This window comes from Limosilactobacillus reuteri, from assembly GCF_034259105.1.
GTDB classification, from domain to species: Bacteria; Bacillota; Bacilli; order Lactobacillales; family Lactobacillaceae; genus Limosilactobacillus; species Limosilactobacillus reuteri_G.
Genome location: NZ_CP139478.1, coordinates 789651 through 815062 on the forward strand (window position 1 = coordinate 789651; position 25412 = coordinate 815062).

Here is a 25412-nt window from a genome sequence, read left to right on the forward strand (position 1 = left end):
GCACTTTGTGAAGAAAAAGAAATTAAGATTCCGTAAGATTCGTTCTGTATGGAATAACGTCCGCTACCTTGATTATTATATTTTAGTTCCTTATCTTGCTTTATGTTTAGTAGGAATTGTAATGGTCTATTCAGCGAGTGCTTCCATTGAAATGCAAAATGGTGGAACTCCATTAGGATATTTAGTAAAACAAACAATCTATGTTGTAATGGGAGTTGCAGTAATGGCATTTACGGCAAATTATCCTTTGCGGCATTATCGAACGCCAAGATTTTTACGAGATTCAACATTGGTAGTTGGTGCTTTACTTGTCATTGTTTTGGTTTTTAGCCGGGCTGTTAACGGAGCTAAAGGTTGGATATCCTTGGGCTTCTTTAATATTCAACCGGTGGAAATCTGTAAGCTATATTTTATCTTATATTTAGCTGATCGAATGGCTAAAATTAGGCAACGTGGACAACATTTTACCACTGATGCTAAAGGTCCCTGGCTCATAATTGCAGTTTTTCTCGGGTTAATTATGATTCAACCAGATATTGGAGGAATGGCGATTAACGGGGCGATTATTGCAATCATGCTTTTAGCGGCGGATTATAAATGGGGCGTTGGTTTGGGGATAATTCTTGTCTTACCAGCGCTTGGCTACCTTGGATTGGAACGACTAGTTGAAAGTGGCTTGCTTCAGGGTGGTGGATACCAAGTTGCGCGTTTTGTTGCCTTTCTAAATCCTTTTGGAAATGCTAGTGGTTCAGGAAGTCAATTAGTTAACTCCTATTACGCAATCAGTAATGGTGGTGTATTTGGGGTAGGACTTGGAAACAGTATCCAGAAAATGGGATATTTGCCAGAGCCCAATACCGACTTTATTATGTCAATTACTAGTGAAGAATTGGGTCTAGTTGGGGTAACGGCAATTTTAGTTACGTTACTCTTTTTGATCTGTCGTATTATTCAAGTTGGGGTGCGGGCAGATAGTTTGTATCAAACGCTCATCTGTTATGGCTCAGCAACATTCTTTACGATTGAAACACTCTTTAATATTGGTGGAGTTCTAGGACTCTTGCCGATTACAGGGGTTACTTTCCCATTTATTAGTTATGGGGGATCAAGTATGTTGATTCTTTCTGCAACGGTAGGCATTATAATGAATATTAGTATGCAGCAAAATCGGGATCGCTTAGTTATGGGAAAACCATTTATTCCTGAAACAGGAGGCGTAAAGAATGTTTAAATTAATTCCACGGCGTTCCCTAATAATTTACATTAACAATAATCGTGTGATTCGAGCTCTTCGTCATTATGGTCAGATTGATTATATTTCCCGACGAATGCATTATGTGGTAATGTATGTAGACCAAAATGATGTCGGAAAAATAAAAGAGAAGATAAGTCGATTACGCGCAGTAAAAAAGGTTGAATTATCAGCTCGGCCAGATTTAGACCCGACGTTAGCTGATCTTGAATTAACGGGGGTCTATCAATTACATGATGAGGATGATAAAAAATGAGAATTGTTGCAGGAGACTTTGGGGGACGAAAGCTAAGTGCTGTTCCGGGAATGGCAACTCGTCCAACAACTGATAAAGTTAAAGAAGCGTTATTTAATATAATCGGTCCTTACTTTAATGGCGGAACCAGTCTGGATTTGTTTGCCGGAAGCGGTGGATTAAGTATTGAAGCTGTATCACGCGGAATAAGTCAGGCAGTCCTAGTTGATCGTCAATATCAAGCAATCAAAACAATTAAGAAGAATATTGACGTTACAAAACATGTTGAACAATTTAAAGTTTATAAAATGGACGCTCATAAAGCATTAAATTTGTTTGCAAAAGACAAGATGAAATTTAACTTGGTCTTTTTAGATCCGCCCTATGCTAAACAGCAAATTGTTAATGATATTGAACAGATGGTTAAAAATAATTTACTAGCTAAAGATGCAATAATTGTGGCAGAAACAGATCAGAATGCGAAATTGCCAACAGATTTAGCTGATTTTAACTTTATTCGCCGTCAAGAATATGGAATTACGGTTTTAACAATTTATCAATATGAAGGAGAATCAAAATAATGAAAGTTGCAGTTTTTCCTGGATCATTTGACCCATTAACACTTGGACATTTAGATTTAATTAAACGAGGAAGTGCATTATTTGATCAATTGGCAGTAGCGGTAATGACTAATGAAAGTAAAAGCCCGCTGTTTACTGTCGAAGAACGAGTAGCACAAATTAAAGAGGCAGTTAGCGGACTAGATAATGTTTCGGTTATTACAACAGAGGGCTTAACTGTTGATCTAATGAACCGCATTGGGGCAGATTACTTAATGCGTGGTTTGCGTAATACTACTGATTTTCAATATGAACGTGATATTGCGGCGATGAATAACTTTTTAGATGATCAGTGTGAGACCGTCTTTTTCCTTGCTAAGCCTGAATATCAGCACTTATCTAGTAGTTTGCTGAAAGAAGTAACATCGGCTGGGGGAGATATCTCAGCTTATCTTCCTGCTAATATTAATGAAGCACTAAAAAAGCGGTTAATGGAACGAGAAATGTTACGGGTTAAGAAGGACAATGAAAAAGCAAGATAATATAATATTACGACGAATAGGAATTATTTTAGGGCTTGTCCTTTTACTAGGCTGCTTTTTGTTCTGGCCCCTAAATTCCTATATCGAAAGTCCGGGAACGGCAGCTGATTTACAGTCTTTTGTTAAAATAAAGGGACACCCCGATCGATATAAGGGGAGTTTTATGTTGACATCGGTGGCGATTCAACGCGCCCATCCTGCAACATATTTATATGCCAAAATGATGCCCTATATGTCAATCGAGAGTGCAGAGGATGTAACTGGTGGTCAAAATAGTGCGACTTATGACCGTGTCCAAAAATTTTATATGGATAGCTCAATTAACGAGGCAATTGCAGTTGCTTATAATGCTGCTCACCAAAAAGTGACGCGACGCTATCTAGGAATTTATGTATTGCAAGTTCAGTCTAATTCTAAATTTAAACATGATATTCATGTTGGGGATACAATTACAAAAGTAGATGGTCATCACTTTAATACCGCTCAAGGCTTTCAAAAATATATTGGTGCTAAAAAAGTTGGCACCCCGTTAGCGGTTACTTATACTCGAGATGGGAAAACTAAAACTGTAACTCATCCGCTTGTTAAAATTGCTAATACTAATAAGCCGGGAATTGGAATCATCCTTACTAACAATATGCACGTTAAGACTAAGATCCCAGTAAAGGTTGATGCTGGTCAATACGGTGGGCCATCCGGTGGATTAATGTTCAGTTTACAAATATATCAACAAATTAGTGGAAAAGATTTGCAACGGGGACGTAAAATTGCCGGAACTGGAACGATAAATTCAGACGGGACCGTTGGAGAAATTGGTGGAATTGACAAGAAAGTAATCGCCGCGCACCGTGCAGGAGCCACTATTTTCTTTGCTCCTTATATAAAACCAACGAAAGAGATTCTTAAGTATGAAGAAGGTCATCTGACTAATTATCAAATGGCTAAAAAAGCAGCTAAAAAATATGCACCGGGAATGAAGGTTGTCCCAGTCACTTCCTTTGATGACGCGGTGAAATATTTACAAACGCATAAGTAAATTAAAAAGCAAGAGGCAAAATGAAGGTCTCTTGCTTTTTTTAATGCAAAATTGATTTTTTTACGTATTTATATTTATAGGGAGGTGAGAAACATGCAGCAATTATCAGAATTATGGATAAAATATCGAGTACAAGTGCTGATGATAGTGATTGCTGCAGTGGTTGGGGGATATTGGATACTTAATAAAAACAATAACGATGCTTTAATTTCAAATACTAATGCTGTTTTAACAAGTAGCGAAACGGGAAGCAGTTTAACTTCTACCACTACGATGAAAAGGACCGTTGCAATTGATATAAAGGGTGCCGTAAAAATGCCCGGAGTTTATGAATTGAAAGCAGATGATCGTGTGAACGAAGCCTTGAAAGCGGCAGGTGGACCACTACTCAATGCAGACTTGCGCCAAGTGAATCTTGCTAAACAATTAACAGACCAGCAAATGATATATATTCCGCTTCAAGGCGAAACGCCGGTAGCTTCCAGCAGTACAGAACCATCAGCAGCTAATAATGAAAATGGCAGCGATAATTCTGCAAAGATAAATCTAAATACGGCGACCAAAGAACAACTATGTCAAATTACGGGAATTGGCGATAAAAAAGCAGACTTGATATTACAATACCGACAAGAACACGGTCAGTTTAAGAGTATTGACGAACTTAAAGAAATAAATGGCTTTGGCGAAAAAACTGTTGCTAAACTAAAAGACCATCTATCTATCTAGTTTTTATTTTTTTGATGAAGATATTTGCTATACTATATTTCAAATATAGAGGAGTGAAGTAATATGAAACTGAGAATTGATTGGGACCAGTATTTTATGATTCAAGCAGCCTTATTGGCGTCGCGAAGTACCTGCAACCGCCTTTCAGTAGGTGCAGTTTTAGTTCGTGATAAGCGGATAATTGCTGGTGGGTACAATGGCTCAGTCGCTGGCGATGCACATTGTATTGATGAAGGCTGTTATTTACGTGATGGGCATTGTGTGCGAACTATTCATGCAGAAATGAATGCTCTGTTGCAGTGTGCTAAGTTTGGTATTTCTGCTGATGGGGCAAGCATTTATGTAACGGATTTCCCTTGCTTACAATGTACCAAAAGTTTATTGCAGACTGGGATTAAGGAGATAAATTATATTCGTAATTATCACAATGATGATTACGCAATGAAATTACTTAAACTCAAAAACGTTGCGCTTCATCAGATTAAATTAGATAGTGATATTTTAGAAGAGGTCGATCTGGACCAGTATATCAATCCAGATCAAAAATAGATTATCCAACACTTTTGGTTTTTTTCTGCGCTAATTGCAAGTTTAGTAGCAGTTAGTTTCTTTAGTTCATATTGGTTAATTTTTCTTTTAATTGCTATATTTTATCGAATTGCCGTATTAAAAAGGCCAATAGTACTTGGAATTGGAGTGCTGACATGTTTATTAATGGCGATTTTGTGTTACAGTTTACAAAAAAATTGGGCAACTATTATGGCAGATAAGCAACCTAAATTTCAAGAATAAGTTAGCCACTGGACTCAAATAAATAATACTGACCAATTGATTATTGGTTGATGGAGCTGTGATATCTCTTGGTAGAAGGCCTTACGATAGATATCCATTGACGAATGTCCATTAAACATAGCTCGTGGATAGTGATTCATCCAATCATTAGTCGCTATGATCTGAGCACTACTATAGTTATTTATAGCTTCACCTTTGGTAATCTCCTTGCGGAGAAACCGGTTATTGATCTCATTGGATCCACGTTCCCAAGGGGAATACGGATCAGCATAGAAAACATGATCGTGAACTTGTGTTAACTCACTAAATTCTGAACCGTTGTCAGAGGTTATTGTCTTAAAGATGCGATAGTAAGCATCTGTGCCCATTTTCTGGCGTAAATTTATAAAGAACTGATTTACTGCATGCGCAGTTTTACCAGCAATTTTACTCGTGATATTAACTCGTGAAAGGCGATCAGTCATTACTAGTACAACACTGTCATTACCGTTTTTCTGTCCCTGAACTGTATCTAGTTCCCAATGGCCAATTTCGGACCGTTGGTCCGCAGTTTGAGGTCGTTGAGCAATATTAGGCCCTAAGCACCTTTTAGCTTGCGGATGAGTTCGATGATGCTTACGTTTAGGTTTTTCAAAGAGGTCTAAATTGGACGTACGAAGCACACCCTCATTAATCCATTGATATAAAGTTACAACCGACTTTGGGATCAGGGTGCCATCATTCATTAAATCTCGAGCCTTATAAATAACCGCTTGTGGGGAGTAATGGTGGTCGTCAAACTCACCAAGCATTAGCTGATCAGCTAATCGTAAAAATTGCTTTGAAGAATAATATAAGCGACGACGACCAGAATGGCGGTGATGTTCAAGATATGTGGCCTGACCAGCTTCATAACTATAGATGTAGTAAGAATATTCGTAAATCTTACCATTAGATTTTTGACGACGAAGTTGGCGGACCGTACCACGGTTGAGCTCGTTATTAATTGTTTGATGATTAACTCCTAATTGGCGACCAATTGCGCGATTGGAAAGTCCTTGCGACTTTAAAGTCGCAATCATCACACGTTCTTCTTTAGTAAGATGAGCATTCTTTTTATGAGTAGTCAATAAACTAGTAGACATGGTATCATTTAAGTGCGTCATTTGACGGACATCCTTTCATATAGGTTTGGTTCACTTAATATGATACCTGATGTCACGCCGAATGGCGTTTTTTATTTACCACCAACTGGGTGGCTAACTTCATTCTATAATCCACCTGGCAGATAAGCAAATGGAAGTTACCCAAAGAATATTAGTTTACCCTGATGAATTAAAATTCAATGGAAATTTTATGACAGGAACTGCAATCGACATTCAAACTGGACAACGTGAAGCAATAATGATGTCGTTTAAGTCACCCCAGATGTTAAAAAATATTGATAAGCTTACAACACCCTCGATATGGCTTATTAATGGGCAATTAAAACCGATTATTCCCCGCACAAATGAAAATCAATTTGATAACTTAACTTATAACCACCATCGCCGGATCTGTAATCAAGTTCAAATTAACCGGGTAGAGCAAATGGTTAGGCAAAAAAGAGGGATAGTTGGCTGGTGTCATACATTAAGAAAACGACTCAGCCTCTACTTTGAAACTTTACCGCCTCCTCTTAGTGCGTATTGCCAACAATTAATAATTGGTAGTAGTAATGAGGATTCGGCTGAATTAATGGTAAGTATCAAAAGGCTTGGCCTGCTTCACCTTTTTTGCATTTCAGGAATGCATATCGTGCTTTTCACTGATTTATTACGGCGACTATTGGTTCATTTATGGTGGCGTAAAGAATCGATTGATTTATTCTTAATTATTATTTTGCCGTTTTATCTTCTCATTGGTGGTGGAGCAACAAGCTTGATAAGAGCAACCATTATGGCTGAACTTGGCCTTCTTCATCGATATTTAAATTTGGACCGTCTTGATGGGTGGGCGCTGAGCTTATTAATTGGATTGGTTATTGATCCGTTGCTATTGCTTACATTAGGCGGTCAATTAAGCTATTTACTTTCTTTTATTCTTCAAGTTCTTCCAGAACCAGTACGTGGTTTTAAACAGTCTTTATTATTGAATTTAATTAGTTTGCCTTCGTTATTGAGTTATGTATATGAGGTTCATCTTCTAAGCTTTGGGGTTAGTTATTTAATAATTCCGCTATTTTCTACAATTGTTTTTCCAGCGGTCTTGGTTGGGGCACTTAGTTTTAAGCTTTTTGAACCACTCACGTATCTAATTAATGCTGGTTTAAAATGCTTTCAATATATTTTAAATTGGTTATCTGATTTTCCAGGAATGATTCATTTTGGGAAACCACCGTTAATTTTGGCCCTTCTATTATTTGCGGCATCTTTATTTGTTATTTCTCAAGATACATCTTTAAAATCATGGAAAATATTAGCCTTATTGTATGTAATTACTGGGGGGATAATTCATTTTCCATTTAATGGTGAGGTTACTTTTGTTGATATTGGACAGGGGGACTCAATAATTATTAGAGAACCTTTTAACCGACGGGTAACAATGATTGATACAGGAGGTAAATTAACTTTTAAAAAGCCGAATTGGGCGGCTTCAAAGCATTCTCAAGATGATGCCCAACGAATAACTATTAATTATTTGAAAAGTAAAGGTATCAGGCAGATCGATAATATTTGTTTAACTCATCATGATGCAGATCATATCGGCTATCTAACAACGATTTTGGATAATATAGCAGTGAAAAGGCTGATTGTACCAGCGGGGATGGAAAAACAACCAGCATTTCTTAATAAAGTAAGGACTGCTGCAAAGACATCGCCAGTGATAGTTCCGGTGACTGATAATGTTAAGTTGCCATCATTTCCATTGCAAATTTTACATCCTTTTGTTCCCGGAGAAGGGAGAAATGAAGATTCTTTAGTGCTAGCTGGGACATTTGGCGGGAAAAGATTTCTTTTTACGGGGGATTTGGATCAGGAAAATGAAGAAAAAGTTATTCAAAAGTATCCGCAACTAAAGTCAGATATCTTAAAAGCTGGTCATCATGGCAGTAAAACTGCTAGTAGTTATTTATTTTTGCAGACAGTTGCTCCTAAGTATGCGATAATTTCAGCTGGACGATTTAATAGGTATCATCATCCTGATGAAATAACAATAAAAAATTTTCAAAAGTTAAATATTAATTACTTATCAACGCAGCAATTTGGAATGATACAATATGTATACCATGGTCAAAATGGAAAAATAAAAACAACATTGAGGGGAGATGAGACAAGTTGGACATTGCCCAATTATCTACACAATTAAAAACTAAAACCCCAGCAATGGTATATTTGATTTTAGGAAAACAACAGGTTCTTCAACAGCAGGCAATTGATGCCTTTACAAGCCTTATTCCAGAGAATGAACAGGTCATGAATGTTGGTCGATATGATATGGAAGCCACGCCCTTGGCAGTTGCTTTGGATGATGCGATGGCAACTCCATTTTTTGGTGAGCGGCGATTGGTTATTATCAATAAACCATTCTTCTTAACTGGTGAAAAAAGACATTCAAAAGTTGAACATGATTTGGACAGCTTAAAAAATTATCTTGAACACCCTGAACCGTCCACAATTTTAGTTTTTGCGGCCCCTTATGAAAAGCTTGATGGGCGAAAGGGGATTGTAAAGCAATTAAAGAAGACAGCGGTTTTAGTTGATGCTAGTCCACTTGATGAGCGAGCAGCTCGTCAAAGAGTGAGAACTCAATTATCAACTGCTGGCTTTGAAATATCAGAAGCCGCTTTGGATGAGTTGGTTCAACGAACTAATGCGGATTATGAGATGATGGATGCAAGTTTAACTAAATTAAAGATTTTAGCTTATCGTGAGAAAAAGATTGATCAAAGCACGGTAGCTGCTTTAGTTCCACAATCATTAGATGAAAATGTTTTTGATTTAGTCACTGCGGTCCTTAAGCATAATCAAGTAAGGGCCTTAGATCTCTATCAACAGCTATTAGCAGGTCAGCAACCGCCGTTAAGGATTAATGCAGTGCTAGTAGGGCAGTTTCGGCTGTTGATTCAAATAAAAGTATTAAGTAAACGCGGTCTTACGCAAGGGAGTCTAGCGAGTCAGCTTAATGTCCATCCTTATCGGATTAAATTGGGATTAAAGACTGCGCGTGATTTCTCAATGCAGGCGTTAGAAAATGCCTATTTGGGATTAATTCGTATTGAACAATCGTTAAAAACGACACAACGCGATCCTTCACTTTTGTTTCAGTTATTTATGTTACAGTATTCTCAGCAGAGCAAAGGGGCGTGAGATACAAAAAGAGGATAAGAAAATTTGCTTTCTTATCCTCTTTTTGTGAAAAGTTAAAAATAAAAAAGCAACTAACTTAATAGTTGCTTTTTTATTACTTAGCGTAACGTGCTGAGAGACGTGACTTGTCACGTGCAGCCTTGTTAGCCTTGATAAGGCCCTTAGAGTGGGCACGGTCAATTGCTGAGATAGCAGCCTTGTATAAGTCGTCAAGGTTATCTGCGCCAGCAAGCTTTGCCTTATCGAACTTCTTAATAGCAGTCCGCATTTGGCTTAATTGTGAAGCGTTACGTGCTTCAGCTTTTTCACTAGTACGAACACGTTCAATTGCTGATTTGATAATTGGCATGAGTTTCACCTCCGTTACCCGATTTTCAGTTGACCAGAATTTTCAACATTTGTCATTATACAAAAGACTAGCGAGCAATGCAATAGCTAACGACGATCAAGTCAAAATTTCATAGAAATAGTTGCAACATTAGTAAATTTTATGTATATTTATATAGGTTACTTCAAACAAGTAATTAATTGCCTCTTCTCAGTTTAACGATCCTCACCGACGTTATACTTAGATCTTAGGCGCATTAATATTGAAAGGTGGGAAAATAGCATGGCTATTTCAAAAGAACGTAAAGATCAAATTATTAAGGAATTCGCAACTCACGAAGGAGATACTGGTTCTACTCAAGTTCAAGTTGCTGTTTTAACTGCTGACATCAACGAATTGAACGATCACCTTCGTACACACAAGCACGATTACCATTCACAACGTGGTTTAATGAAGAAGATTGGTCACCGTCGTAACTTATTAGCTTACTTACGTCGGACTGATTTACCTGCTTACCGTGAACTTATCCAAAAGTTAGGTTTACGTCGGTAATATTTTATTATCAAAGCACTTTGCCTTCTACTTGGAGGCAATGTGTTTTTTGTTTTTACTCCATTATTTTCACTGATTGTGGTAAGATATTTATAACTATAATGAACGATATAAAATTCTTATCGCTACATATTGTAATCGATAAGGGGTTCAAAACTAAATATTAAAGGAGCCAAATCAATGGATAATAATATTAAAATTATTCCTTTTGGTGGTGTACGCGAAAATGGTAAAAATATGTACGCCGTTGAGATTGAAGACCAAATTTTCATTTTGGATACGGGGTTAAAATATCCTGAGAATGAATTAATGGGAATTGATGTTGTCATTCCTGACTGGGAATATCTTCGTGAACATAAGGACAAGATAGTCGGGGTATTCTTAACACACGGACATGCAGATTCAATTGGAGCACTCCCGTATTTCTTGATGGACTTTAATGTTCCGGTATTTGGAAGCGTGATGACGATTGCCTTAGCAAAGCTGGCAGTTAAAAACCATAAGGAAGTTAAGAAGTTTAATGATTTTCATGTTGTTGATGCGTCAACAGCAATTGATTTTAATGATGTTACAGTTTCATTCTTCCAGACGACCCATACTATTCCTGAAACTTTAGGGGTTGTTTTAGAAACTAAAGCAGGAAATATTGTTTACACTGGTGATTTTAAATTCGATCAGACAGCTAAAAAGGGTTATCAAACAGACCTTGCTCGTTTAGCGGAAATTGGATCACAAGGTGTATTAGCACTTTTAAGTGATTCTGCTGGGGCCGGAATTACGGGTGCGTCTGCTCGTGAACAAGATATTGGAGACTATATTAAAGAAACTTTTAAATATCAAAACGGTCGGATTATTGTTGCTAGTGTAGCTTCAAATATTATGCGTGTACAGCAGATTATCAATGCTGCTGTAGCCGTTGGCCGGAAGATTGTTTTATCTGGAAAAGACATTGAACAAATTATTGATACAGCAATGTCTTTGGGAAAGTTACACTTACCAGATGACTTATTTATTAGTCGCAAGGAAGCAGAAAAACTCGAACCAAACCAAGTTGTTATTTTAGAAACTGGTAAAATGGGTGAACCGATTAAGTCATTACAGCAAATTGCAAACGGCGATAATCCTAATTTACAATTAACGAGTACCGATCTTGTCTTTGTTACTACTACTCCTTCTTATGCGCAGGAGACTGAGGTACAAAAGACAAAAGATATGATTTATCGTACGGGAGCAGAGGTTAAATTTATTTCTGATGATTTGAATCCTTCTGGACATGCTAACCAAAATGATGAACAATTAATGTTGAACTTCATGAAACCCAAGTTCTTCATTCCAATTCAAGGTGAATACCGTCTGTTAGATCGTCATGCGGAATTAGCAGAAGAAGTAGGAGTTCCAAAAGAAAATATCTTCCTCGTTAATAAGGGTGATGTTCTGACTTACAAAAATGGTAAATTCCATGTTGGAGAACATATTGATGTAAGTAATACTATGATTGACGGAACAGGTGTCGGTGATATCGGTAATATTGTTTTACGAGATCGGCGCGTCCTGTCAGAGGATGGGATTTTTGTTGTGGTGGCAACTATTGATCGGAAAAAGAAAAAGATCGTTGCTCGACCACAAATTACATCACGAGGATTCGTGTTTGTAAAGACTAACCGTCAACTAATGCAACAGAGTGCTGACTTAGTTGAAAAGATTGTTCAAGAAAATCTAGATCAAAAGGAATTTGATTGGAGTCACTTGAAACAAGATGTTCGCGATAAATTAAACCGATTCTTGTTTGATCAAACTAAACGGCATCCAGTTATTTTGCCAGTTATTATGGAGATTAATCAACATCAAAAGAAGATTAAAAACAATGTTGAGAAGAAAGAAGAGAAATCTGCGAAGTCACGTTCAACGAAAGAACATCATCGTGGTCGTGGTAAAAACGAATGGCAAAAGAAAAGAAGTAGCTGTTTAATATAAGTAATGTGAAGGGAGGCTGGGAGAAAACTTTCGTTTTTCTCCCAGCCTCAACTGCTTTTATGAACAATTGTATAAAGTAATGAAATAAAAAAGGGTGATAAAAATGAAAGAAACCCAACAAGATCAATATCTCCAGGCTCAAAAATTAATTGCTGAAGAAAAATGGCAAGAAGCTAGTAATATTCTGGAAGATCTTATAAACGAGGTTGATGATTCAGAAATCGGTCGATTGACGATAATCGCTCTGTATCATTCTCAACAATATACCAGGGCTTGTACTTACTTGTTTGAGTATTTAGAAGTAATGTTTGATAGCTTGGCAGATGCTCAAATTGCCATTAAAATTTTGTGTCAAAATGAATTATTTGTTTTAGCAAGACAGGTGATTAGTAGTCTTTCGCAATGGCAGGAAGATTTGCTGACAATTGTTACAATGGGGGAGGAAAAATCTCGTCAAGAGTACCAGGAGACATTACAAACACGTTTGCGAGACTTTTATCATTTAGGAGATTACTCCCTTGAAGAGCAGCAAAGTAGGCTGCAGGCGGCTTTTAAACTTCCTTTAAATGAATTTATTACAGGCGCTAAATTCCTGCTTCGTGATCCCTACACTCATCCACTGGTAAAGTCTAGTTTGGTTGAGCTGCTTAGTAAGTTACAAGTTGCAGATCCAGTTACTGTTTATTGGCTAGATAAGAAAGAATATACAATTGTGCCAGCCGATATTCAGCCTTTAAATTTATTGCCAATCGTTAGTGAAGGTAAGAGATTAATTAAGGAAAAGTGTGGAAATCAAAACCCGCAGACAGAAAAGCTGGCAATTCAAGAATTTCAATTACAGGTAATGTTTTTGTATCCGCGAATTAATCAAATTATTAAGGACATTGATGAATGGACAGACGTTTTAATCGCAAGAATAGAAGGAAAGAAAGTCGCAACAAATACAGTTTCTAGTACCTGGCAGGAACGACTAGGTAAGCAGATTGACGAATTAATAGAAAAACATTAGTCAAATACATTTACAAATGAACAGATAGTTGATATTATATTTAAGAATTCTTCTTCAGAGCCTAAGATTAAAGCTTTCAATTGGCGAAAAGAAGTTGTACAATATGTATAAGGGTATGTCAGTCACCGAATCAGATGATCTGGCATTATACTTGTAAATTATCAGGAGGTTTTCATTAATGGCTGAAAAAGAACATTATGAACGTACAAAACCCCACGTTAACATTGGTACTATTGGCCACGTTGACCACGGGAAGACTACTTTAACTGCTGCTATTACAAAGGTATTGGCAGCCAAAGGTTTAGCAAAGGCAGAAGATTACGCTGATATCGATGCTGCTCCAGAAGAAAAGGAACGTGGTATCACTATCAACACTGCCCACGTTGAATACGAAACTGAAAAGCGTCACTACGCACACATCGATGCCCCTGGACACGCTGACTACGTTAAGAACATGATCACTGGTGCTGCACAAATGGATGGTGCTATCCTTGTTGTTGCTGCTACTGATGGTCCTATGCCACAAACTCGTGAACACATTCTTCTTGCTCGTCAGGTTGGTGTTCAATACATCGTTGTATTCTTGAACAAGACTGACTTAGTTGACGATGATGAATTAGTTGACTTAGTTGAAATGGAAGTTCGTGACTTACTTAGCGAATACGATTTCCCTGGTGACGATGTTCCAGTTGTTCGTGGATCAGCTCTTAAGGCACTTGAAGGTGACCCAGAACAAGAAAAAGTTATCCTTCACTTAATGGATGTTATTGATGACTACATTCCAACTCCAAAGCGTCCTACTGACAAGCCATTCATGATGCCTGTCGAAGACGTATTTACTATCACTGGTCGTGGTACTGTTGCTTCTGGTCGTATTGACCGTGGTACTGTTAAGGTCGGTGACGAAGTTGAAATCGTTGGTTTAACTGAAGACGTTCTTAAGTCAACTGTTACTGGTTTGGAAATGTTCCACAAGACTCTTGATCTTGGTGAAGCTGGGGATAACGTTGGTGTACTTCTTCGTGGTATTTCACACGACCAAATCCAACGTGGTCAAGTTTTGGCTGAACCAGGTTCAATCCAAACTCACAAGAACTTCAAGGGTGAAGTTTACGTTATGACTAAGGAAGAAGGGGGACGTCACACTCCATTCTTCTCAAACTACCGTCCACAATTCTACTTCCACACAACTGATGTTACTGGTACTATCGAATTACCAGATGGTGTAGAAATGGTTATGCCTGGTGATAACGTTACATTCACTGTTAACTTACAAAAGCCAGTTGCTCTTGAAAAGGGTCTTAAGTTCACTATTCGTGAAGGTGGACACACTGTTGGTGCCGGTGTTGTATCCGACATCTTAGACTAATTTTTGAGTACAGATATGCTGAAAGGCTTGGGGAAACCCAAGTCTTTTTCTTTAACAAAAATATTTGAAAATAACTTGGGGATCAGCCGTCAATAAGTTGCAATTACTGGTCTCCTACGGTAAACTAATATAGTATGTAAAGACTAATTATAAATATTAATTAGTCAAATTGATTTGTTATTGGAGGAAATAAAATGTCAGCAAAATGGGAACGCGATAGCGATGCCAGCAAAGGTACATTGACATTTGAAATTGATGTCGACACTATTAACAAGGGAATTGACGAAGCTTTCGTTGAGACTCGTAAAAAGATCACTGTTCCGGGCTTCCGGAAGGGTCGTGTCCCTCGTCAAATCTTTAACCAAATGTACGGTGAAGAATCATTGTATCAAGATGCCTTAAACAAGGTATTACCTGATGCATATAACGAAGCAGTAAAGGAAACTAACATTCAACCTGTAGATCAACCTAAGATTGATATTAAGAGCATGGAAAAGGGTCAACCATGGGTATTAACTGCTGAAGTTGACGTTATGCCAGAAGTTAAATTAGGTGAATACAAGGGTATGGAAGTTTCTGCTCAAGACACCACTGTTACTGATGCTGATGTTGATGATGCACTTGAAACTAAGCGTCAACAACAAGCTGAACTTGTATTAAAAGAAGATAAGCCAGCCGAAAAGGGTGATACTGTCGTTATTGATTACAAGGGTAGCGTTGACGGTGAAGAATTTGATGGCGGTTCAGCTGAAAACTACTCACTAGAATTAGGTTCAGGCTCATTTATTCCAGGTTTTGAAGATCAATTAATCGGTCACAACGCTGATGAAGATGTTGATGTAAATGTTACCTTCCCAGAAGATTACCACGCTAAGAATCTTGCTGGCAAGGATGCACTTTTCAAGGTTAAGATTCACGAAATCAAGGAAAAGCAATTACCAGAACTTGACGATGATTTCGCTAAGGATGTTGACGAAGATGTTGATACTTTAGCTGAATTAAAGGAAAAGACTAAGAAGCAACTTCAAGAAGAAAAGGATAACCAAGCTAAGGCTGCTATTGAAGATGCTGCTATCAATAAGGCTGTTGCTAATGCAGAAATCCAAGATATTCCACAAGCAATGTTGGATGATGACACTAACCGTCAAATGCAACAATACTTAGCAGGAATGCAACAACAAGGTATCAGTCCTCAAATGTACTTCCAAATTACTGGTACAAAGGAAGAAGATTTGAAGAAGCAATTTGCTAATGATGCTGCTCAACGTGTAAAGACTAACCTTGTCTTAGAAGCAATTGTTGACGATGCTAACTTAGATGCTACTGATGAAGAAATTGCTAAAGAAATTTCTGACCTTGCAAAGCAATACGGTATGGAAGAAGATGCTGTTAAGAAGGCATTATCTAAAGACATGTTAATGCATGATATTAAGATCCGTAAGGCTGTTGACTTAGTTGCTGATTCAGCAAAGCAAGTTAAGGATGACGAAAAGTCTGACAAGTAATTTGTTAAATAATTACTAATCAATGAGGCTGGAAGAAAACAGTAGTTTTCTTCCAGCCTCGCTATTTTAATCAAATATTAGTAAGATAAAGTAGAAAATAATTTACTGAGTAATTTAGTCGAAATTAAACAGTAATTTTGTTATTATGTTTTAATAAGTCTTAGAGGAGGTTCATTTATGTTTGAAGATACCACTGGTATGGATTCAGTTCACTGTTCATTTTGTGGAAAGTCCCAAGATGAAGTGAAAAAAATTGTTGCTGGTCCTGGCGTCTATATTTGTAACGAATGTGTTGACCTTTGTAAACAAATTATTGATCAGGAACTAGCAGAAGATGAAGCTAAAAAAGCTTTCCGTGTGCCAACTCCAGGAGAGATTGTTAACGAACTGGATGACTATGTAATCGGTCAAGGTGATGCTAAAAAAACATTAGCAGTTGCTGTTTATAACCACTATAAGCGGGTTAATGCAATGATGAGTGGCGATAATAATGATACAGAACTTCAAAAGAGCAACATTGCCGTAATTGGTCCAACTGGTTCTGGGAAAACCTATCTTGCCCAATCACTTGCGCGAATTCTAAATGTTCCGTTTGCAATTGCAGATGCTACAACTTTAACTGAAGCTGGATACGTTGGTGAAGACGTTGAAAATATTATCCTTAAATTACTTCAGGCTGCTGACTTTGATGTAGAACGTGCTGAAAAAGGAATCATTTACATTGATGAAATTGATAAAATCGCAAAGAAGAGTGAAAATGTATCAATTACGCGTGATGTTTCTGGAGAGGGGGTTCAACAAGCTCTTTTAAAGATTCTTGAAGGAACAATTGCTAATGTACCACCTCAGGGAGGACGTAAGCATCCACAGCAAGAATTTATCCAAGTTGATACAAAGAATATCCTCTTTATTGTTGGGGGAGCCTTTGATGGAATCGAAACAATTGTTAAGGAACGACTCGGTGATAAGACAATTGGATTTGGAACAGACTCACGAGAAGCTGAAGAGGTTACGGATAAAAATATTTTGCAACATGTTATCCCAGAAGACCTTCTTAAGTTTGGCTTGATTCCAGAATTTATTGGACGATTACCTGTGATGACTGCTCTTGAAAAACTTGATGAAGATGACCTTGTTCGAATCCTTACTGAGCCAAAGAATGCATTAGTTAAGCAATATCAAGAGTTAATTCGCCTTGATGGAAGTAAGTTGACCTTTACTGATGGTGCATTACGAGCAATGGCACAACTAGCAATCAAGCGAAATACAGGTGCTCGTGGTCTCCGTTCGATTATTGAAGATGTAATGCGGGATGTAATGTTTGACTTGCCAAGTCGTAAAGATGTAGAAAAGGTAATTATTGATAAACGATGTGTAACGCAACATACAGAACCTCGTTACGTTTTAAAGGATGAAAAAGCTTCTTAATGAAATGAGGTAAGCAAATGGAAGTTCACAATGTAGATTTAACAATCAGTGCCGTAAGTGATGAACAATATCCTAAAACAAATATTCCAGAAATTGCTTTAGTTGGTCGTTCAAATGTTGGGAAGTCATCGTTGACAAATGTCTTAATCAACCGGCGCAATTTTGCTCATACGTCTAGTCAGCCAGGTAAAACCCAGACGTTAAATTTCTATGACGTTGAGGATAAGGTATATTTTGTCGATGTTCCAGGATATGGGTATGCCAAAGTCTCGAAAAAAGAGCGAGAACGATTTGGAAAAATGATCGAACAATACTTAACCCAACGTGAACAATTACGCGGAGTTATTCAATTAGTTGATGCACGGCATGAACCCACCCCTGATGATGTAAATATGTATAATTGGTTACAATATTATAATATTCCAACATTAATCGTAGGGACAAAGATTGATAAGGTAAAACGAAGTACATGGAATCGCCAACTAAGCCTTATCAAAAAGACCCTTGATGTTGAGAGTTCAACACCGATTATTCTATTTTCAGCTACAGAGAAAAAGGGTAAAGATGATGTTTGGCAGTGGATTGAAGAGCGAATGGGGAAGAACTAAGTTGGATTTTAATGAATACCAAAATGCAGCAAAACGAACCTTATATGGGAATGAACAAGTTTTAACAAATTGTGCATTAGGATTAGCTGGTGAGTCAGGACAAGTCGTTGATTTAGTAAAAAACTATACTTTTCGTAGTCGAAAATTAGATCGTAAGGAACTAATCCACGAAATGGGTGATGTCTTATGGTATTTATCTCAAATTGCAGAATGGGCCGATATTCCATTTGAAGAGGTTGCCAAAGCAAATATTGAGGAATTAAATCAGCGCTATCCGACTGGTTTTAAAAAGCAAGATTAAAAATAGAGAGTGGAAAATAGCCTTCTCGACAAGGCGGTTGGCTAAGCTAGGGCGATGATTAGCACGGCACGGGCTGATTATCGTTCGTACTTAGACTCGAGCCTTGTGGCGACGCGAAGTTAGTTCCACGTTACTATTGTTCATAAAAGTAGTGGAGGCTGGGAGAAAACTTTTGTTTTCCCCCAGCCTCCTTTGCATTATTTCTTTTCTTTATCCTTGCTATCTTTTTCTTTTTTATCGTCATTTTTTTTAGTTGCTTTTGGTTTTTTAGGATCAATCGCAAATTGATCAAATAATTTATCAAGCTGTTCGCTTCTTCTAGTAACTAATCCCATTTTTTTAGCCTTTTTTTATATTTGACAAAATGCTAGCATAAATTTTGCTAAATGTACAATTATTTCTAAACACTTTCTTTGCCTTAATGATGATTTTTCAGATATAATATATTGTTAGATAATTTTTCGGAGGGATTTTGCGATGGCCAGTGAACATTTAGAACATAAACTAGCATTGTTACCTGACAAGCCAGGTTGCTACCTGATGAAAAACATTAATGATCAGATAATTTATGTTGGTAAAGCTAAAAATTTAAAAAATCGGGTTCGGTCTTACTTTAAGAGTAGCCACACCGGTAAAGTAGCTAAAATGGTTTCAGAAGTTGCGGACTTTGAAACCATTGTAACTTCGACTAATAAGGAGTCGTTCTTACTTGAAATAACGCTGATTCAAAAACATCAACCTTATTTCAATATCAAATTAAAAAAGGGAACTGGTTATCCCTACATAAAAATAACAAATGAGCGGGATCCCCAAATTAAGATCGTTAGTAAAATAAAAAAAGATGGTGGATATTATTTTGGCCCTTATCCAAATGTCTATGCTGCGGAGGAGACGATGCATTTTATTCAAAAGGTTTACCCATTAAGACGATGTAATGGGTATCAAGGCCGTCCGTGTTTGTATTACCATATGGGACAATGTTTAGGAGCTTGTTTTAAAGACGTTCCTAAGAGCGAATATGAAGAGCAAATTAAAAAAATTAAGTCATTTTTGAGTGGAAATACAGCGACAGTTAAGCGACAGTTAACCAAAAAGATGCAACTAGCAGCAGAAAACATGGAGTTTGAACGAGCTGCTGAAATTCGAGACCAGCTTCACTATATTGAAGTGACAGTTGAAAAACAAAAGATTATTTCAAATGATAAAACCCCTCGTGATTTATTTAATTTCTATATGGATAAAGGGTGGCTTTCTATTCAAATTTTCTTTATTCGGCAGGCGCGGTTGATGAAACGAGAAAAACGTCTATTTCCAATCGTGGATACGGCAGTTGAAGAAATGACTAGCTTTATTCTCCAGTTTTATAATCGTCGCAATAATATTTTGCCTCGTGAAATTCTTCTTCCTAAGGGCCTTCCCAATAAAGAAATAAGTGAAATATTAGGGGTACCAGTTCGGACACCGGTTCGTGGTGAAAAACGGGACCTCTTAGCAATGGCACATGAAAATGCTCAGTTGTCTTTAGATGAAAAATTTCGACTGCTTGAGATGGACCAAAGTAAGACTACCGGTGCGATGAAAGAGATTACGGATGCCCTTGGACTTCCAGAAGGTCACCGGATTGAAGCGTTTGATCATTCTCATATTCAGGGGGCTGATCCTGTTAGTGCAATGGTTGTATTTGTTAATGGAGAACCAGCTAAAAATTTTTACCGGAAGTATAAATTGAAAACGGTGATTAATCATGCTGACGAAGCTGCCAGTACCCGTGAAGTTATTCGACGGAGGTATTCGCGTCTCTTAAAAGAGAATAAGCCAATGCCGGATATGATTTTTATGGATGGTGGCGAAATTCAGATGGATGCGGCTAAAGATGTTTTAGAGAATGAACTTGGTCTCGATATTCCGGTAGTAGGGATGGTAAAGAATGATAAACACCAAACCGCTGACTTATTGTTCGGGGATGATGATCACCATATTAATTTGAATCCACGGAGCCAAGGCTTTTACTTAGTTCAACGCATTCAAGATGAGGTTCACCGGTTTGCAATTACTTTCCACCGGCGCGTTCATACCAAGCATTCGTTAAGCTCGCGTTTGGATGAAATTAAGGGAGTGGGACCGCGGACTCGGACGAAATTACTTAAAAAATATGGTTCAATTACCAAGATTGCTCAAGCATCAGTTGATGAAATCCATTCACTGGGGATTAATCGACCTACCGCCCAGTTAATTAAGGTTTCATTGCAGAAAAATGCTGAGGTGGCGAAGGGTAGTAGTCATGATTGAATTTTGACAGGCTTATAAATTTTAAATATACTAAATAATAGACTAAAGAACGGAGACAATCATTATGAATATGTTTGTTGATCAAATAAAAATTGAAGTACATGCAGGTAAAGGTGGCGATGGAATGGTGGCATTTCGTCGTGAAAAATATGTTCCTAACGGTGGCCCAGCTGGTGGCGATGGTGGCCGTGGAGGCAGTATCATTTTAAAAGTTGATGAAGGATTACGGACATTAATGGATTTCCGTTATCACCGAATTTTTAAAGCTAAAAACGGTGGCAATGGGATGAGTAAACAGATGACTGGTCCAAGTGCAGAAGATACAATTATTGCTGTTCCCCAAGGTACTACTGTTAGGGATCTTGATACTGGTGAGATTATTGGTGATCTCGTTGAAAAGGATCAAGAATTAGTAGTTGCCAAGGGTGGCCGTGGTGGTCGCGGCAACATTCACTTTGCTAGTGCTAAAAACCCTGCTCCTGAAATTGCTGAAAATGGTGAACCAGGAGAAGACCATTACTTAGAATTAGAATTAAAGATGCTTGCTGACGTTGGATTAATTGGGTTCCCTTCTGTTGGAAAGTCAACTTTATTATCAGTAGTAACCGGTGCTAAGCCTAAAATTGCTGCATATGAATTTACGACATTAACTCCTAATCTCGGAATGGTAATGCTACCAGATGGCCGTGATTTTGCAATGGCTGATATGCCTGGTTTAATTGAAGGAGCATCGAAGGGTGTCGGCCTTGGATTGAAGTTCTTACGGCATATTGAACGTACGCGCGTTCTCCTTCACCTAGTTGATATGAGCAGTGAAGATCCTCATCAAGCAATTGAACGTTACCGGCAAATTAATAAGGAACTTGCTAATTACGATCCTGAATTATTAAAACGACCACAAATTGTAGTTGCGACAAAGATGGATTTGCCAAATTCTGCCGATAACTTAGCTGCTTTTAAAGCTGATTTGGCAGCAGATAAAACTTTAGAAAAACAGCCAGAGATTTTCCCTATTTCAGCGGTTACTCATCAAGGTGTTCAACAATTAATGCAATTAACTGCTGATCTCTTAGATAAGACGCCCGCATTTGATAGTGAGAGTCATGATAAAGAATTAGTCGCTGAATATCGTGCTGCTGCTCCTGACAAGAAGGATGAAGCGGACTTTACCATTACCAAGGATGAAGACGGCACCTGGGTATTGGGCGGCGAAAAACTTATTCGGTTATTTAAGATGACTGATTTAACTCATGAAGAAAGTCAATTACGCTTTGCTCGTCAACTTCGTCATATGGGAGTTGATGATGCGTTAAGAGCTAAAGGTGTACAAGATGGCGATCTTGTAAGAATTGAAAAATTTGTTTTTGAATTTATTCAATAAAATTATACGTAGCAAAGGTAGGAAAAATATAAATGCAACTTGAATTTTTAGGAACAGGCGCTGGTTCCCCAAGTAAGCAACGTAATGTAGCAAGCGTTGCATTGCGGTTGTTAGAAGAACGAAACGCAATTTGGTTATTTGATGTGGGAGAAGCTACTCAACATCAAATTCTCAATACGACAATTAGGCCACGAAAGATAGAAAAAATCTTTATTACTCACTTGCATGGTGATCATATCTTTGGTTTACCTGGGTTACTAAGTTCTCGCTCTTTTCAAGGAGGAACCGAACCATTGACGATCTATGGACCAGTAGGAATAAAGCGGTATGTTCAGACTTCTTTGCAAGTAAGTGAGTCACGCCTCAGTTATCCTTTGCACTTTGTTGAAATAACAGATGACGGGGAACTATTTAATGATCATGGCTTTAGAGTGATTGCACGAAAGTTAGATCATAAAATCGCTTGTTTTGGCTACCGGATTGAAGAAGCGGATCATCCAGGAGAATTACAAGTTGAGAAATTACGAGAACAAAAAGTACCATCTGGGCCAATTTACGGCCAACTAAAAGCTGGAAAAACGGTTACTCTTCCTGATGGTCGCGTATTAGATGGTCATGACTTTATTGGCACTCCTCAACCTGGACGCATTATTGCAATTTTAGGCGATACTAGACAAACAAAGAATGCAATTTTGTTAGCACAAAATGCGGATGTATTAGTGCATGAAAGTACTTTTGCTAAAGATGAGACGAAGATGGCACACAATTATTATCATTCAACCAGCAAACAAGCAGCTGAAATTGCAAAAAAAGCAGGTGTTAAAAAATTATTGTTAAATCATATTTCAGCACGATACACTGGTAAAGCAGCCTATCAATTGGCATATCAAGTTCGTAATATTATTCCTGATACTCGAGTTGTTAATGATTTTGATGTGATTGATATTCCGTTCAAAAAATGAAAAGAGATGGCAAAAAATGCTGAGAAGAGTAAAGACGTTACGTTTTCTGCGAAATGAAGTTGTATTAATTACTGGTGGTTCAAGTGGAATCGGCAAAGAGTTGGCTTTTGAGGCAGCTCGTCGTGGTGCAATTGTTGTTGTTGTTTCTCGTAACCTTGAGAAGTTGCAAGAAGTAGCCAAGAAATGTTTAATTTTATCTGGCCGGCCAGCATTTGCTTATCAATTGGATGTCACCGACCCTGATCAGATTGATGATGTGCTTTCGAAAGTTCAACATGAAGTAGGAGGAATCGATGTATTAATTAATTCTGCTGGGCTTGGTGACTTTATTCCCGTAGTTAAGGAATCTTACAGCTCAATGGAAAAAATGGTACATACAAACCTCTTAGCTTTAATGTATATTAGTCGGTGTGTGGCTAAACAAATGATGGATCAAGGGTATGGAGCCATTATTAATATGGGTTCATTAGCTGGTAAATTGCCTACACCAAATAGCACTGTATATTCAGCAATGAAGGCTGGGGTAATCCAGTTTGATAACGTTTTACGAATGGAAGTTGCTGATTATGGTGTCCAAGTGTTGACAGTTAATCCTGGTCCAATTGATACGCCTTTCTTTGATAAAGCGGATAATGATTATACATATCGGGCACATTTGCCAAAATGGATGTTTATCTCTCCTGAAGACTTAGCTCGACGAATTTGGAATAATGTTGGGTATAAGACAAGGGAAATTAATGTTCCAGGATATGTGGCTTATCTTGGCTGGGCTTACCAAGTTATTCCCGGTTTAGGTGACTGGGCAATTAAGAAATTTTTTGATTTCCAACAGGATAAGAAGAACTTATAATATGCTCCCTTATTTTCATTTTCGTTAAATTGGTGGATTATAGAATGAAGTTAGCCACCCAGTTGGTGGTAAATAAAAAACGCCATTCGGCGTGACATCAGGTATCATATTAAGTGAACCAAACCTATATGAAAGGATGTCCGTCAAATGACGCACTTAAATGATACCATGTCTACTAGTTTATTGACTACTCATAAAAAGAATGCTCATCTTACTAAAGAAGAACGTGTGATGATTGCGACTTTAAAGTCGCAAGGACTTTCCAATCGCGCAATTGGTCGCCAATTAGGAGTTAATCATCAAACAATTAATAACGAGCTCAACCGTGGTACGGTCCGCCAACTTCGTCGTCAAAAATCTAATGGTAAGATTTACGAATATTCTTACTACATCTATAGTTATGAAGCTGGTCAGGCCACATATCTTGAACATCACCGCCATTCTGGTCGTCGTCGCTTATATTATTCTTCAAAGCAATTTTTACGATTAGCTGATCAGCTAATGCTTGGTGAGTTTGACGACCACCATTACTCCCCACAAGCGGTTATTTATAAGGCTCGAGATTTAATGAATGATGGCACCCTGATCCCAAAGTCGGTTGTAACTTTATATCAATGGATTAATGAGGGTGTGCTTCGTACGTCCAATTTAGACCTCTTTGAAAAACCTAAACGTAAGCATCATCGAACTCATCCGCAAGCTAAAAGGTGCTTAGGGCCTAATATTGCTCAACGACCTCAAACTGCGGACCAACGGTCCGAAATTGGCCATTGGGAACTAGATACAGTTCAGGGACAGAAAAACGGTAATGACAGTGTTGTACTAGTAATGACTGATCGCCTTTCACGAGTTAATATCACGAGTAAAATTGCTGGTAAAACTGCGCATGCAGTAAATCAGTTCTTTATAAATTTACGCCAGAAAATGGGCACAGATGCTTACTATCGCATCTTTAAGACAATAACCTCTGACAACGGTTCAGAATTTAGTGAGTTAACACAAGTTCACGATCATGTTTTCTATGCTGATCCGTATTCCCCTTGGGAACGTGGATCCAATGAGATCAATAACCGGTTTCTCCGCAAGGAGATTACCAAAGGTGAAGCTATAAATAACTATAGTAGTGCTCAGATCATAGCGACTAATGATTGGATGAATCACTATCCACGAGCTATGTTTAATGGACATTCGTCAATGGATATCTATCGTAAGGCCTTCTACCAAGAGATATCACAGCTCCATCAACCAATAATCAATTGGTCAGTATTATTTATTTGAGTCCAGTGGCTAACTTATTCTTGAAATTTAGGTTTTCGTTAAATTGCAGAATTTAGCAGTTTCTTTCAAAAAATGAAAGGAGCAAAATAAAAGAGACTGAGTTTATC

At 37.8% G+C, this 25412-nt stretch carries 25 protein-coding genes; 22 read left to right on the forward strand and 3 right to left on the reverse strand.

Annotated features, from left to right (window positions below; all coding sequences use genetic code 11):
* Window positions 1-7 precede the first annotated feature (7 nt).
* From SH603_RS04795 to SH603_RS04825, 7 genes are all read left to right on the forward strand, one after another.
* Entirely contained in the window at window positions 8-1231 is a 1224-nt protein-coding gene (locus SH603_RS04795; protein ID WP_169471694.1) for an FtsW/RodA/SpoVE family cell cycle protein, read from the forward strand.
* Window positions 1224-1508: a YlbG family protein gene (locus tag SH603_RS04800; RefSeq protein WP_169471695.1), complete on the forward strand. Its 285-nt coding sequence runs from the start codon at window positions 1224-1226 to the stop codon at window positions 1506-1508. The genes SH603_RS04795 and SH603_RS04800 overlap by 8 nt, the downstream gene beginning before the upstream one ends.
* Window positions 1505-2068: a 16S rRNA (guanine(966)-N(2))-methyltransferase RsmD gene (gene rsmD, locus SH603_RS04805; protein WP_003668255.1), complete on the forward strand. Its 564-nt coding sequence runs from the start codon at window positions 1505-1507 to the stop codon at window positions 2066-2068. Before SH603_RS04800 ends, rsmD begins: the two co-directional genes overlap by 4 nt.
* Window positions 2068-2589 (forward strand): pantetheine-phosphate adenylyltransferase, encoded by a 522-nt coding sequence (gene coaD / locus SH603_RS04810; protein WP_113896568.1) that lies wholly within the window; start codon window positions 2068-2070, stop codon window positions 2587-2589. Before rsmD ends, coaD begins: the two co-directional genes overlap by 1 nt.
* Window positions 2573-3625, forward strand: coding sequence for a SepM family pheromone-processing serine protease (locus SH603_RS04815; protein ID WP_169471696.1), 1053 nt, complete (start codon window positions 2573-2575; stop codon window positions 3623-3625). Before coaD ends, SH603_RS04815 begins: the two co-directional genes overlap by 17 nt.
* Window positions 3626-3718: 93 nt before the next feature.
* Entirely contained in the window at window positions 3719-4351 is a 633-nt protein-coding gene (locus SH603_RS04820; protein WP_169472473.1) for a helix-hairpin-helix domain-containing protein, read from the forward strand.
* Window positions 4352-4414: 63 nt separating this feature from the next.
* Window positions 4415-4900 carry a ComE operon protein 2 gene (locus SH603_RS04825; RefSeq protein WP_169472472.1) on the forward strand — a complete coding sequence of 162 codons (486 nt, stop codon included), beginning with the start codon at window positions 4415-4417 and terminating at the stop codon, window positions 4898-4900.
* A gap of 257 nt (window positions 4901-5157) precedes the next feature.
* On the opposite strand, the gene SH603_RS04830 is transcribed toward SH603_RS04825, so the two are convergent.
* Window positions 5158-6288: an IS30 family transposase gene (locus SH603_RS04830; RefSeq protein WP_013923736.1), complete on the reverse strand. Its 1131-nt coding sequence runs from the start codon at window positions 6286-6288 to the stop codon at window positions 5158-5160.
* Window positions 6289-6418: 130 nt separating this feature from the next.
* Between SH603_RS04830 and SH603_RS04835 the strand changes: the two genes are divergently transcribed.
* A complete protein-coding gene (locus tag SH603_RS04835) occupies window positions 6419-8470 on the forward strand; it encodes a DNA internalization-related competence protein ComEC/Rec2 (protein WP_321534153.1) in 2052 nt (683 codons plus the stop codon).
* Window positions 8440-9471, forward strand: coding sequence for a DNA polymerase III subunit delta (gene holA, locus SH603_RS04840; protein ID WP_169471373.1), 1032 nt, complete (start codon window positions 8440-8442; stop codon window positions 9469-9471). The genes SH603_RS04835 and holA overlap by 31 nt, the downstream gene beginning before the upstream one ends.
* A gap of 94 nt (window positions 9472-9565) precedes the next feature.
* Here holA and rpsT read toward each other — a convergent pair whose 3' ends face one another.
* The gene (gene rpsT, locus SH603_RS04845; RefSeq protein ID WP_003666832.1) at window positions 9566-9820 is read right to left on the reverse strand and encodes a 30S ribosomal protein S20; all 255 of its coding nucleotides are present in this window, start codon (window positions 9818-9820) and stop codon (window positions 9566-9568) included.
* A 261-nt stretch (window positions 9821-10081) separates the two neighbouring features.
* Here rpsT and rpsO point away from each other — a divergent pair, with 261 nt between their 5' ends.
* From rpsO to SH603_RS04885, 8 genes are all read left to right on the forward strand, one after another.
* On the forward strand, window positions 10082-10351 hold the full coding sequence (gene rpsO / locus SH603_RS04850) for a 30S ribosomal protein S15 (protein ID WP_003666833.1): 270 nt from the start codon (window positions 10082-10084) through the stop codon (window positions 10349-10351).
* A gap of 180 nt (window positions 10352-10531) precedes the next feature.
* Window positions 10532-12325, forward strand: a complete 1794-nt coding sequence (locus SH603_RS04855; protein ID WP_169472470.1) for a ribonuclease J — start codon at window positions 10532-10534, stop codon at window positions 12323-12325.
* 103 nt (window positions 12326-12428) lie between these two features.
* Window positions 12429-13334 (forward strand): hypothetical protein, encoded by a 906-nt coding sequence (locus tag SH603_RS04860; protein ID WP_169472469.1) that lies wholly within the window; start codon window positions 12429-12431, stop codon window positions 13332-13334.
* A 178-nt stretch (window positions 13335-13512) separates the two neighbouring features.
* A complete protein-coding gene (gene tuf, locus SH603_RS04865) occupies window positions 13513-14703 on the forward strand; it encodes an elongation factor Tu (protein ID WP_003666836.1) in 1191 nt (396 codons plus the stop codon).
* A 194-nt stretch (window positions 14704-14897) separates the two neighbouring features.
* Entirely contained in the window at window positions 14898-16208 is a 1311-nt protein-coding gene (tig, locus tag SH603_RS04870) for a trigger factor (protein ID WP_169472468.1), read from the forward strand.
* A gap of 177 nt (window positions 16209-16385) precedes the next feature.
* Complete coding sequence (clpX, locus tag SH603_RS04875) at window positions 16386-17636, forward strand: ATP-dependent Clp protease ATP-binding subunit ClpX (RefSeq protein ID WP_003671194.1); 1251 nt, start codon at window positions 16386-16388, stop codon at window positions 17634-17636.
* Between the two features lie 17 nt (window positions 17637-17653).
* Window positions 17654-18244 carry a ribosome biogenesis GTP-binding protein YihA/YsxC gene (gene yihA, locus SH603_RS04880; RefSeq protein ID WP_169471164.1) on the forward strand — a complete coding sequence of 197 codons (591 nt, stop codon included), beginning with the start codon at window positions 17654-17656 and terminating at the stop codon, window positions 18242-18244.
* Between the two features lies 1 nt (window position 18245).
* Window positions 18246-18545: a nucleoside triphosphate pyrophosphohydrolase family protein gene (locus SH603_RS04885; RefSeq protein ID WP_003674350.1), complete on the forward strand. Its 300-nt coding sequence runs from the start codon at window positions 18246-18248 to the stop codon at window positions 18543-18545.
* A gap of 197 nt (window positions 18546-18742) precedes the next feature.
* Here the strand turns inward: SH603_RS04885 and SH603_RS04890 are convergent, their stop codons facing one another.
* Window positions 18743-18880 carry an SPJ_0845 family protein gene (locus tag SH603_RS04890; RefSeq protein ID WP_003668237.1) on the reverse strand — a complete coding sequence of 46 codons (138 nt, stop codon included), beginning with the start codon at window positions 18878-18880 and terminating at the stop codon, window positions 18743-18745.
* Window positions 18881-19022: 142 nt separating this feature from the next.
* On the opposite strand from SH603_RS04890, the gene uvrC reads away from it, so the two are divergent.
* From uvrC to SH603_RS04915, 5 genes are all read left to right on the forward strand, one after another.
* The gene (gene uvrC / locus SH603_RS04895) at window positions 19023-20834 is read left to right on the forward strand and encodes an excinuclease ABC subunit UvrC (RefSeq protein ID WP_003671189.1); all 1812 of its coding nucleotides are present in this window, start codon (window positions 19023-19025) and stop codon (window positions 20832-20834) included.
* A gap of 64 nt (window positions 20835-20898) precedes the next feature.
* The gene (gene obgE, locus SH603_RS04900) at window positions 20899-22215 is read left to right on the forward strand and encodes a GTPase ObgE (RefSeq protein ID WP_019254075.1); all 1317 of its coding nucleotides are present in this window, start codon (window positions 20899-20901) and stop codon (window positions 22213-22215) included.
* 32 nt (window positions 22216-22247) lie between these two features.
* Window positions 22248-23177, forward strand: coding sequence for a ribonuclease Z (rnz, locus tag SH603_RS04905; RefSeq protein WP_003668232.1), 930 nt, complete (start codon window positions 22248-22250; stop codon window positions 23175-23177).
* Between the two features lie 16 nt (window positions 23178-23193).
* On the forward strand, window positions 23194-24027 hold the full coding sequence (locus SH603_RS04910; RefSeq protein ID WP_169472466.1) for an SDR family NAD(P)-dependent oxidoreductase: 834 nt from the start codon (window positions 23194-23196) through the stop codon (window positions 24025-24027).
* A 147-nt stretch (window positions 24028-24174) separates the two neighbouring features.
* Complete coding sequence (locus tag SH603_RS04915) at window positions 24175-25305, forward strand: IS30 family transposase (RefSeq protein ID WP_013923736.1); 1131 nt, start codon at window positions 24175-24177, stop codon at window positions 25303-25305.
* Window positions 25306-25412 lie beyond the last annotated feature (107 nt).

Excerpts from the sequence above, each read along its gene's own strand:
- SH603_RS04800 (WP_169471695.1), top strand. The coding sequence starts at position 1,224 with ATGTTTAAATTAATTCCACGGCGTTCCCTAATAATTTACATTAACAAT.
- rsmD (WP_003668255.1), top strand. The coding sequence starts at position 1,505 with ATGAGAATTGTTGCAGGAGACTTTGGGGGACGAAAGCTAAGTGCTGTT.
- coaD (WP_113896568.1), top strand. The coding sequence starts at position 2,068 with ATGAAAGTTGCAGTTTTTCCTGGATCATTTGACCCATTAACACTTGGA.
- SH603_RS04815 (WP_169471696.1), top strand. The coding sequence starts at position 2,573 with ATGAAAAAGCAAGATAATATAATATTACGACGAATAGGAATTATTTTA.
- SH603_RS04820 (WP_169472473.1), top strand. The coding sequence starts at position 3,719 with ATGCAGCAATTATCAGAATTATGGATAAAATATCGAGTACAAGTGCTG.
- SH603_RS04825 (WP_169472472.1), top strand. The coding sequence starts at position 4,415 with ATGAAACTGAGAATTGATTGGGACCAGTATTTTATGATTCAAGCAGCC.
- SH603_RS04830 (WP_013923736.1), bottom strand. The coding sequence starts at position 6,288 with ATGACGCACTTAAATGATACCATGTCTACTAGTTTATTGACTACTCAT.
- SH603_RS04835 (WP_321534153.1), top strand. The coding sequence starts at position 6,419 with ATGGAAGTTACCCAAAGAATATTAGTTTACCCTGATGAATTAAAATTC.
- rpsT (WP_003666832.1), bottom strand. The coding sequence starts at position 9,820 with ATGCCAATTATCAAATCAGCAATTGAACGTGTTCGTACTAGTGAAAAA.
- rpsO (WP_003666833.1), top strand. The coding sequence starts at position 10,082 with ATGGCTATTTCAAAAGAACGTAAAGATCAAATTATTAAGGAATTCGCA.
- SH603_RS04855 (WP_169472470.1), top strand. The coding sequence starts at position 10,532 with ATGGATAATAATATTAAAATTATTCCTTTTGGTGGTGTACGCGAAAAT.
- SH603_RS04860 (WP_169472469.1), top strand. The coding sequence starts at position 12,429 with ATGAAAGAAACCCAACAAGATCAATATCTCCAGGCTCAAAAATTAATT.
- tuf (WP_003666836.1), top strand. The coding sequence starts at position 13,513 with ATGGCTGAAAAAGAACATTATGAACGTACAAAACCCCACGTTAACATT.
- tig (WP_169472468.1), top strand. The coding sequence starts at position 14,898 with ATGTCAGCAAAATGGGAACGCGATAGCGATGCCAGCAAAGGTACATTG.
- clpX (WP_003671194.1), top strand. The coding sequence starts at position 16,386 with ATGTTTGAAGATACCACTGGTATGGATTCAGTTCACTGTTCATTTTGT.
- yihA (WP_169471164.1), top strand. The coding sequence starts at position 17,654 with ATGGAAGTTCACAATGTAGATTTAACAATCAGTGCCGTAAGTGATGAA.
- SH603_RS04890 (WP_003668237.1), bottom strand. The coding sequence starts at position 18,880 with ATGGGATTAGTTACTAGAAGAAGCGAACAGCTTGATAAATTATTTGAT.
- uvrC (WP_003671189.1), top strand. The coding sequence starts at position 19,023 with ATGGCCAGTGAACATTTAGAACATAAACTAGCATTGTTACCTGACAAG.
- obgE (WP_019254075.1), top strand. The coding sequence starts at position 20,899 with ATGAATATGTTTGTTGATCAAATAAAAATTGAAGTACATGCAGGTAAA.
- rnz (WP_003668232.1), top strand. The coding sequence starts at position 22,248 with ATGCAACTTGAATTTTTAGGAACAGGCGCTGGTTCCCCAAGTAAGCAA.
- SH603_RS04910 (WP_169472466.1), top strand. The coding sequence starts at position 23,194 with ATGCTGAGAAGAGTAAAGACGTTACGTTTTCTGCGAAATGAAGTTGTA.
- SH603_RS04915 (WP_013923736.1), top strand. The coding sequence starts at position 24,175 with ATGACGCACTTAAATGATACCATGTCTACTAGTTTATTGACTACTCAT.